This window comes from Cohnella nanjingensis (genome assembly GCF_014212125.1).
GTDB lineage: Bacteria > Bacillota > Bacilli > Paenibacillales > Paenibacillaceae > Cohnella > Cohnella nanjingensis.
In genome coordinates this window covers 1-9,714 of sequence record NZ_JACJVP010000084.1, presented here as the reverse complement: position 1 = coordinate 9,714, position 9,714 = coordinate 1, and the positions used below count along the sequence as shown (strand labels likewise).

General features: G+C 60.9%; 10 protein-coding genes. 7 read left to right on the top strand and 3 right to left on the bottom strand.

Annotated features, from left to right (window positions below; all coding sequences use genetic code 11):
- Window positions 1-417: 417 nt before the first annotated feature.
- The gene (locus H7C19_RS33500; RefSeq protein ID WP_185673435.1) at window positions 418-1,134 is read right to left on the bottom strand and encodes a TerC family protein; all 717 of its coding nucleotides are present in this window, start codon (window positions 1,132-1,134) and stop codon (window positions 418-420) included.
- A 132-nt stretch (window positions 1,135-1,266) separates the two neighbouring features.
- Between H7C19_RS33500 and H7C19_RS33495 the strand changes: the two genes are divergently transcribed.
- The 6 genes from H7C19_RS33495 (at window position 1,267) to H7C19_RS33470 (ending at window position 6,437) form a co-directional block, all read left to right on the top strand.
- The gene (locus H7C19_RS33495) at window positions 1,267-1,932 is read left to right on the top strand and encodes a TerC family protein (RefSeq protein ID WP_185673434.1); all 666 of its coding nucleotides are present in this window, start codon (window positions 1,267-1,269) and stop codon (window positions 1,930-1,932) included.
- A gap of 172 nt (window positions 1,933-2,104) precedes the next feature.
- Window positions 2,105-2,590, top strand: a complete 486-nt coding sequence (locus tag H7C19_RS33490) for a hypothetical protein (protein WP_185673433.1) — start codon at window positions 2,105-2,107, stop codon at window positions 2,588-2,590.
- Between the two features lie 199 nt (window positions 2,591-2,789).
- Window positions 2,790-4,631 carry a translational GTPase TypA gene (typA, locus tag H7C19_RS33485; protein WP_185673432.1) on the top strand — a complete coding sequence of 614 codons (1,842 nt, stop codon included), beginning with the start codon at window positions 2,790-2,792 and terminating at the stop codon, window positions 4,629-4,631.
- A gap of 48 nt (window positions 4,632-4,679) precedes the next feature.
- Window positions 4,680-4,985, top strand: coding sequence for a YlaH-like family protein (locus tag H7C19_RS33480; RefSeq protein WP_185673431.1), 306 nt, complete (start codon window positions 4,680-4,682; stop codon window positions 4,983-4,985).
- 36 nt (window positions 4,986-5,021) lie between these two features.
- Window positions 5,022-5,330, top strand: a complete 309-nt coding sequence (locus tag H7C19_RS33475; RefSeq protein WP_185673430.1) for a hypothetical protein — start codon at window positions 5,022-5,024, stop codon at window positions 5,328-5,330.
- Entirely contained in the window at window positions 5,331-6,437 is a 1,107-nt protein-coding gene (locus H7C19_RS33470) for an LCP family protein (RefSeq protein WP_185673429.1), read from the top strand.
- A 358-nt stretch (window positions 6,438-6,795) separates the two neighbouring features.
- On the opposite strand, the gene H7C19_RS33465 is transcribed toward H7C19_RS33470, so the two are convergent.
- Window positions 6,796-7,395 carry a YhcN/YlaJ family sporulation lipoprotein gene (locus H7C19_RS33465; protein ID WP_185673428.1) on the bottom strand — a complete coding sequence of 200 codons (600 nt, stop codon included), beginning with the start codon at window positions 7,393-7,395 and terminating at the stop codon, window positions 6,796-6,798.
- Between the two features lie 164 nt (window positions 7,396-7,559).
- Between H7C19_RS33465 and H7C19_RS33460 the strand changes: the two genes are divergently transcribed.
- Complete coding sequence (locus tag H7C19_RS33460; protein WP_185673427.1) at window positions 7,560-8,894, top strand: PhoH family protein; 1,335 nt, start codon at window positions 7,560-7,562, stop codon at window positions 8,892-8,894.
- 26 nt (window positions 8,895-8,920) lie between these two features.
- Here H7C19_RS33460 and H7C19_RS33455 read toward each other — a convergent pair whose 3' ends face one another.
- Window positions 8,921-9,421, bottom strand: a complete 501-nt coding sequence (locus H7C19_RS33455; protein ID WP_185673426.1) for a hypothetical protein — start codon at window positions 9,419-9,421, stop codon at window positions 8,921-8,923.
- Window positions 9,422-9,714 lie beyond the last annotated feature (293 nt).

Below are 9,714 nucleotides of genomic sequence, written 5' to 3'. Positions count from 1 at the left end.
TGTGCAATGCCATTGAGTTTAGTTACCTACATCGGCGCAGTTTCGTTGCTTTCATCGAATGTAGGTAGTTTAGTTACCCTACATCGGTGCGGTTTCGTTGCTTTCACCGAATGTAGGTAGTTCAATTAACCTACATCGACGCGGTATCGGCGTTTTCACCGAATGTAGGTAGTTTAGTTACCTACATCGGCGCAGTTTCGTTGCTTTCACCGAATGTAGGTAGTTTAGTTACCTACATCGGTGCGGTTTCGTTGCTTTCACAGAATGTAGGTAGTTTAATTACCTACATTTGGCGACTCCGGCATTGGAGCTATTAGAGGCAATAGGGTGCTTATTAGATGAAGCTATAACCAAAGGGCTAGGCGAATGATCGCCTAGCCCTTTGGTTTGGATTCTCGGTACGCCTTTGTACCTATATTATGGCGTCTCCGATGTCTTCAGATCGGCTCTGCGCTTCGCCTTGACGGCGTTGGTCCAGACGCCCGCGACGATGACGGCCGCGACCATGACCGCGACGAACGTCCAGCTGATTACCGGATTGTCGTGGAACAGGTCGGCGAATTTCTTCTCGTGCGTGACCATCTTGGCGGCGGTGTAAGCCAGCACGGCGGAGCCGATATAGATGATCCACGGGAAGCGCTGAATGAGGCCGACGAACAGCGTGCTGCCCCAGACGACGATCGGAATGCTGATCAGAAGACCCAGGATGACGAGCAGGGTGCTGTGGCCCTCCGATCCGTTCTGCGCCGCGCCCGCGACGGCAATGACGTTGTCGAGGCCCATCGCGGCATCCGCGACGACGATCGTGCGGATCGCGCTCCACAAGTTCGAGCCCGCCTGAATGTCGCCGTGGCTGTCTTCCTGCACGAGCAGCTTGAACGCGATCCAGAGAAGGACGACGCCGCCTACCGCGAGCAGGAACGGAATCTTAAGCAAGTATACGATCAGCAGCGTGGCGGCGACCCGGATCAGAACGGCGCCGGCGGTCCCCCAGAAGATCGCTTTGCGCTGGCTCTCCTTCGGCAAGTTGCGCGCCGCGAGGCCGATGACGATCGCATTGTCCCCCGCCAGCATCAGGTCGATGAAGACGATGGTGATCAGCGCGGTGAAAAATTCGGCGTTCATGAAGTCCATCAACAATTCCCCCTTCGTGCTATACAACCTCTATTACGGCGATTTCCCGATTAGGATTCACAAAGTTGCCGAACGCGACAATTCTCATATCCGATGAGGCATGTACATACACCTGATAGAAGGGGGTGCGTTATGGGATTCTGGGAAAATGCAGTCGTATTCGCGCAAATCGTCCTGATCAATCTGCTCCTGAGCGGCGACAACGCGATCGTCATCGCCATGGCCGGCCGCCGCCTGCCGCCGGGGCAGCGGCAAGCGGCCGTCTGGTGGGGCGCGGCCGCGGCCGTCCTCTTGCGCTGCGTCCTCACGGTCGGCGCGGTCGCGCTGCTGGACATCCCGTTCCTGCAGACCGTCGGCGCGATTCTGCTGCTCGGCATCGCCCTCAAGCTGCTGCTGGACCAGAAGGACCAGCACGGCGAGACGAGGGCGGCGTCCACCCTCGCCGGCGCGGTATGGACCATCGTCGTGGCCGACTTCGTCATGAGCCTGGACAACGTGCTCGCCGTCGCGGCCGTCGCGGACGGCGACATCGCGCTGCTCGTCATCGGCATCGCCATGAGCATTCCCATTATTATCTGGGGCAGCTCGTTCATTATGCGGCTGCTCGACCGTTTCCCGTTCCTCGCCTATGTCGGCGGCGCGCTGCTCGGCTATGCTTCCGGCGAGATGCTGCTGAAGGACCGCGGGCTCGCTCCGCTGCTGTCCCGCCTCGATGCCGACGCGCATCGGGCGCTGCCTTTCGCGTTGGTGGCGCTGCTGCTCGCGGCGGCCCTCTGGATGCGCCGGCGCGGGCGCTAAATGGCGAACGGACGGCTCCTTTGTGACTTTTTGATGGATTTTTAAAGGGGCGAACTGGTTTTTTACCCCAACTTCCTATACACTATAGGGCAAAAGGTGTCGCGGAACGGCATCGCAATCGTCCAGCCTATCCGAACGATCATCGCAGATTGGAAGAAGTGGGGGAGCCGTCGTGAACAAGCAATCCGCCGCAGTCGGCGTTTTGGTGTTGGCTGCGGGTTTGATTATTTTGCTCGGCAAGTTGGGCGTATTCACCGTCATCGGCGCGGTTTTTTGGCCGCTCGCGGTGCTGGTGCCCGGCATTTTGTTGCACGTGCTCTATTTCGGCCGGGTATTGCCCGCCATCACGCTGGTGCCGGCCGGCATACTGACCGTCGTGTCGGTCCTGCTGATGATCGGCAACTGGTTCGGCTGGGGAACGATGAAGTACATCTGGCCGCTGTTCCTGCTGGCCGCCGCCGTCGGATTGTACGAGTACTATGTCTTCGGCTTCGTCCGGTCGCGGGCGGTGTGGACGGCATCGATGCTGTTGGCCGCGGCGTCCGTGCTGCTGTTCTTCATGACGCTGCTCTGGACCTGGGGCATCTATCTGCTCGCCCTCATCCTTATCGGATTCGGCATCTGGCTCGTGATGCGGCGCCCGAGGCGCTCCCGCTGACGCGGGGCGTCTTGCGCGATCGCGCTTGGCTTTTGCTAGGAATTAGCGTATAATACAAGGGATGTAGAGAAACGTCGGCCTCGCGTCGGCGTTTTCTGTTGATGGACGAACGTAATGGCCGCATGAAGTCAGCCGGCACCGCTGCGGAAGGCTCCGCGGATAAGCATTATACAGAGAAGAACCAATAAGGAGTGGAATCATGCATCAAAGAGATCGCATTCGCAATATCGCCATCATCGCGCACGTAGACCACGGCAAGACGACCCTGGTAGACCAACTGCTGCGCCAGTCCGGCACGTTCCGGGACAACGAGCAGGTCCAAGAGCGGGCCATGGACTCCAACGATCTGGAGCGGGAACGCGGCATTACGATTCTGGCGAAGAACACGGCGGTGCATTACAAGGACTGCCTGATCAACATCGTCGACACCCCGGGACACGCCGACTTCGGCGGCGAAGTGGAACGGATCATGAAGATGGTCGACGGCGTCCTGCTCGTCGTAGACGCCTTCGAAGGCTGCATGCCGCAGACGAAGTTCGTGCTCCGCAAGGCGCTTGAAGCGGGTCTGACCCCGATCGTCGTCGTCAACAAGATCGACCGCCCGGCGGCGCGTCCGGCCGAAGTCATCGACGAAGTGCTCGAGCTGTTCATCGAGCTCGAGGCGAACGACGAGCAGCTGGAATTCCCGGTCGTCTACGCATCCGGCCTGAACGGCATCGCCAGCCTGGATGCCGGGGAGCTCGGCACGACGATGGAGCCGCTATACGAGACGATCATCGAGAAGATCCCCGCGCCGACCGAGGACACCGAGCAGCCGCTGCAGTTCCTCGTGACGCTGCTCGACTACAACGAATACCTCGGCCGCATTCCGATCGGCCGCGTGAACCGCGGCAAGATCCGCCAAGGCCAGCCGGTAGCCGTCCTCGACCGCGAAGGCAAGATCCGCCAAGCCCGGATCGAGAAGCTGTTCGGCTTCCAAGGGCTGAAGCGCGTCGAGATGGAGGAAGCGGCAGCCGGCGACATCATCGCGATCGCGGGCATCAAGGATATCAATATCGGCGAGACGATCGCCGATCCGGCGAACCCGGAGGCGCTGCCGGTCCTCAAGATCGACGAGCCGACGCTGCAGATGCGCTTCCTTGTCAACAACAGCCCGTTCGCGGGTCGCGAAGGCAAGTTCGTCACCTCCCGCAAGCTGCGCGAGCGCCTCTTCAAGGAGCTGGAGACGGACGTATCCCTCCGCGTGGACGAGACCGACAGCCCGGACGCGTTCGTCGTCAGCGGCCGCGGCGAGCTGCATCTCGGCATCCTGATCGAGAACATGCGCCGCGAAGGCTATGAGCTGCAAGTCTCGAAGCCCGAAGTCATCATCCGCGAGATCAACGGCGTGAAGTCCGAGCCGATCGAACGCCTCCTGATCGACGTTCCCGAAGAGAGCATGGGCAACGTCATGGAGAGCCTCGGCACGCGCAAGGCCGAAATGGTCAACATGATCAACAACGGCAACGGCCAAGTCCGCCTGGAGTTCCTCATCCCGGCGCGCGGCCTGATCGGTTACCGGACGAACTTCCTCACGCTGACGCGCGGCTACGGCGTCATGAACCATGCGTTCGACAGCTACGGTCCGATCGCCTCCGGCCAAGTCGGCGGCCGCCACCAGGGCGTACTGGTCGCGAGCGAGACGGGAACGACGACGGTCTACGGCATGATGGGCGTCGAAGACCGCGGCATCATGTTCATGGAGCCGGGCACCGAGATCTACGAAGGGATGGTCGTAGGCGAGCATACGCGCGACAACGACATCATCGTCAACATCTGCAAGGAGAAGGCGCTGAACAACATCCGGACGGCCAACAAGGAAGAGACCGTGAAGCTGAAGGCGCCTCGCCTGATGTCCATGGAAGAAGCGCTCGAATATCTGAATGACGACGAGCTGTGCGAAATTACGCCGAAATCGATTCGCCTGCGCAAGAAGATCTTGAACAAGAGCGAACGCGAACGCGCGGAAAAACAACGGAAGATGGCAGAGTCCGGCGTCTAACGCCGGACTGGCGTCTTCGATCCCGCGAAAGGGCGGAGGAGGGGTAGCATGCAGCATTGGTTCCATGAGCATCCCATCATATCCTATCTGCTGATTCTCGCCTTTACGATCTATATTTTCAACGCCGTCTTCCGGATGGGCCGCCTGCCGATCCTGAAAGAAGTCATCGTGCACGTCATCATGGCGCTCGGCTGCCTCGTCTTGCTGCTCCTGCAGCTGGACAAGCTGCCGATCATCCAGTGCATGGCGGTCGCGGTCGTCATGATGCTCATGCTCCGCGGACGGCAAATGTACGACAAATGGAAAAATAAACGCGGCGGCGACGCCGTAAAACAGACCGAATCACCACGCTGACGACGACCGCTTGCGCGAGCGGGAGGGGGAAACGTTATGCGCTTGATAGACGCCTTGTTTTACTGGTTGCAGCTGAAGTGGATGACGAATTCCCGGCCGGACGATGAAGCCGCCCGGGATTCTCTTTTATTTTTTGCGCAAATTTTGTCGGAAGATCACGAACTGACATCGTTCGAGATCGACAATGAGGATCGGGGCAAGATCTACGTGACGTATGCCTCTCCGGCCGAGCCGGACGGCAAGACCGTCTGGTTCGATCGCGAGGCCGTCGAACAACTGCACAACGACCTGCACGGGACGCAAGCGCGTCCTGACGAAGACGATGACGACAGCGAGGTGACTTAAATGAGTTACGAATCTTCGTTGCCGCCGCGTACGCGCCAGAACGGGCCGCCGCCGAGAACGCAGAAGCAGCAGCCGAAGAAGCCGCCGCGCAAGAAACGACGGTTTTTGAGGTTCCTATTCGGACTTTTCCTCATGGTTATTCTCGGCCTGGGCGCCTACGCGGTTTATCTATGGAATGAGCTGGACGGCGCGCTCAAAGACACTTCCTCGGGGGCGACCTCTCAGACCGTGCCTTCAGCCGATCGCGCGCAGGTCAAGCCGATCGCGATCCTGCTGCTGGGCATGGACTACCGGCCCAAGATCGGCGGCATGAACACGGACGTCATGATGGTCGCGGCGTTCAATCCGCAGTCGAAGACGGCGACCGTCGTCTCGATTCCGCGGGATTCCGAGCTCGGGATGAACGGCTACGTCGAGCAGAAGGTCAACCAATTCTACGCCGGCTTCCACCGCACCGCCCGAACCAAGGAAGGGCTCAAAGGAACGGCAGCCGACGGCTACGCCCGGGACAAGACCCGCGAGATGCTGGAAAAATACTTCGGCGTCCAGATCGATTATACGGCGGTGCTCAACTTCCAGGGATTCGTCGACGTCATCGACAAGCTCGGCGGCGTCCGGGTAACCGTCGACAAAGACATGAAGTACGTCGACAACGCGGACGGCACGAACATCGATCTGAGAGCCGGCGAACAGACGCTGAAAGGCGAGGATGCGCTGGGCTTCGTCCGCTACCGCAAGTCCAACCGCGGGACGGCCGCTTCGAGCGACTTCGAGCGCAACGAGCGGCAGAGCCAAGTGCTAGGCGCGATCGTAGACAAGATGAAGACGGTAGGCGGGGCGCTGAAGCTGGGCGGCGTCATCGACGTCGCGGGCAAAAATCTCATCACGGACATCCCGCAGGAGCAGATCAAGAACATCTTGAAAACCTACTACGATATCAACCGTGAAGATATTCGCTTCCTTCCGCTGACCGGCGACTGGAAGAGCCCTTACGTTTATCTAGACGCCAAATCGGTCGAGGCCGCGAAGCAAGCGTTGGCCGAAGAGTTGACGGGCGACGGGCGGGCCAAGTCGTCGGCTTCTCCCGACGCCTCCGCATCCCCGTAAAGCGCGGACGGCGGTCTGCCGATATTTTCCGTCAGGCGGTTGACGCTTGGAAACGGAATCGACCCTATGCTATACTGAGGACAGATTAGGGCAAGGCGGGCAAGCCGCATCACTTCGGTACGGGACGAAGGAGGATGGCGCATGACGTTGACGCTCCACGCTTCTAACCGCACGTTCGCGATCATCCGCGCCGCAAGCGCGCCTGACGCGCGGACGGAATCCCTGTACCGCCCGGCGGAGAGAGACGGCCTGCGCCTGCCGGCGGCGCGCCCGAATCCCGAATGCCATCAACCGAATAACGACGCCGGACGCTTGAACGGACAAGCGGACGGTTTCATGAGAAAAAGCCCAGTGACGCTCACTGGGCTTTTTGTGCATTGTGGGGGTTGCGATGCAGCTGCTTCGCGCCCATCCCGCCGCCGACGTTGTCGGGAGAGGCCGGAGGCACGATGTTGCGCGGGATCTGCGGCACGAGGCGTCCGACGATGTCGGCGAGCTCCTCCGTGAAGCCGGCGATCGGCCGTCCCCGCTTCGTATCGGCGCGGATCTCCCGGACCCGCTGGGCGAGATCGACGTCGGCCGTGACGAGGGCGTTGATCCCGTAGGGATCCTTGCGGAACGCTTCGGCGACCGCGTACTTGACGGTACCGACCCGGGCGCGCTCCATCGTAGGTTCCACGTCGATGCCGACGATCGCGTATTTGCCGAAGACGACGCAGTTGGCGCCTCGGACGCCCTTGACGCCGCGGGCCAATTGCTCGAGATGCGCGGCTACCGCCTTCGGATTCTTGATCGGCTGGCGCCCGTCTACGCCGGGCGTCGTGCTCTGCACGTGCACGCGCGGATCGTTCCCCGGCGACGGCGCAGCTTGCTTGTGCCCGCAGCCGGACAGGGTCAGCGCGAGCGAGGCGGCGAGCAGGCATGCGGTTCCGCCGCGAATGTTAAAGCTCCAATTCATCTTCCATTCACCGTCCTTGAGATTTGATGCTGTGAAGGAGGGATGCCCGGAAAGCGCGACCTGGCGGCCGCGGCTTTCGAGATCCAAATCTGCGCTTATTGTTCCCTATCGCCTGTCGGCTATGTAATTTCGCCAAAATCCGTCGAACCCGGGAGGGACCACCGTTGAAAAAAATTTACGTGCTCGATACGAACGTGCTGCTGCACGATCCGCTCGCGATGTTCTCCTTCGAAGAGAACGAAGTCGTCATTCCTTCGGTCGTCCTCGAGGAGATCGATTCCAAGAAGCGTCTGGCCGACGAGATCGGGCGCAACGCCCGCTTTGTCTCCCGCGAATTGGACCGCATGCGGACCATGGGGCATCTGCACAACGGGGTCGCTTTGGAGAACGGCGGCGTCTTGAAGGTCGAGATGAACCACCGCCGATTCGTACGCGTTCAGGAATTGTTCGGGGAGATGACGAACGACAACCGCATTCTGGCGGTGGCGTTGAATTATCATATGGAGGAGCAGGAGCAGCCGGAGTCGTCGCGGCCCGTCATCCTAGTCAGCAAGGACGTCCTCGTGCGCGTCAAGGCCGACGTCCTCGGCATCACGGCCGAAGATTACATGTCCGACCGGATCGTGTCGCCTTCGGATCATTATACCGGGCATTCGACGCTGCACGTGCATCCGTCGCTCATCGACGAATTTTACACGTACCGCTTTCTCAGCCTGAATCAGATGCAACTGAACGTCCGCTTGCATCCGAACGAATTCGTCATTCTGCGCGACGAGCTGGGCACGTCCAAGTCCGCCCTGCTGAAGGTCAGCCAGGACGGCCAACGGCTCGAGCCGCTGCACTTAAGCAACGAGCCGGCGTGGGGCATCACGGCCCGCAACGCGCAACAGCGGATGGCGCTCGAGCTGCTGCTGAACGACGATATCCCGCTCGTCACGCTCACCGGCCGGGCCGGCACGGGCAAGACGCTCATCACGCTCGCTTCGGGACTCATGAAAGCGGAGGACGAACACAAATACAAGAAACTGCTGATCGCGCGTCCCGTCGTGCCGATGGGCAAGGATATCGGCTATCTGCCGGGCGAGAAGGAAGAGAAGCTGCGGCCGTGGATGCAGCCGATCTACGATAATCTGGAGTTTTTGTTCGACACGAAAAAGTCGGGGGATCTGGATAAAATCCTGATGGGGCTCGGGAGCATCCAAGTCGAGGCGCTGACTTATATCCGCGGCCGCTCGATCCCGGGGCAGTTCATCATCATCGACGAAGCGCAGAACCTGAGCAAGCACGAGGTGAAGACCATCGTCTCCCGGGTCGGCGAGAACAGCAAGATCGTGCTGCTCGGCGATCCGGAGCAGATCGACCATCCCTATCTCGACGCGCAGAGCAACGGATTGACGTATTTGGTGGAGAGCTTCAAGGCCGAGGGCATCAGCGGACACGTGACGCTGGAGAAGGGAGAGCGTTCGCGGTTGGCGCAGCTGGCCGCCGAGAAGCTCTAGCGCGGCGGCCCCCGGGCAGCGGCGGTTCAGTCGGCTTCCAGCCACGCGACCCGGCAGCCGTAGACGCGGGCGATCCGCTCTGCGAGCTCGGTCAACTGACGGTCGATGGCGTGCCAGACGGTCCCGCCGGGTTCGTCGACGGACAGGAGAAGATGTTCTTCCAACTGGAGGAGAGCCGGGGCGGGTTCCGCTATCGGCTCTTCGTTCGTAAGACGGAAAAGCGCCGCGAGATGGAGATCCAGATAAGCATGGCCGGCGGGCGTCTCGAACGCGTAATCCGCATAGTCGGCGCCGGGACGGAGACCCGTCTCCGGCAGCAGCAGGAGCGGGACGCTCGACGTTGCGACATCGCGGCGTGCAAGCAGCGAGACCATCTCCGGGACCGCGCCGGCTTCGTCCAGAACGAGCAGCTCGCCATGCCGGTCGAACAAGGTTGTCCGGTCCGCGATGTCTGCGGCGATCCGGTCGAGGAATCCGGGCGGCATGCCGCTTGGCAGCGTCATCTCGAGGCCTTGCATTCTTCTCACAAGCGACTCCTCCTTCGTCCGATTCACGATAATAGCGATAGTATAACACGGTGAAGCGGTTCCAAAAAAAGCGCGACTTTCGGTATCGTACCTGCTATCATGGAAGGAACATGTGCGCGCTCGCGGGCGGGAGAGGAGGACGTCGTGGCACGTCGCAAGACCATCATGGTCATCTTGGTATTGGGACTGCTGGTGCTGCTGGTGGCGCCGTGGGCGTCCGCCCCGGCGCCGGAGAAGGCGCCCGCCGCGCTGCCGGCGGGCGGCCCGGAGGCGACGCCGGCCGAGCCGGCCGC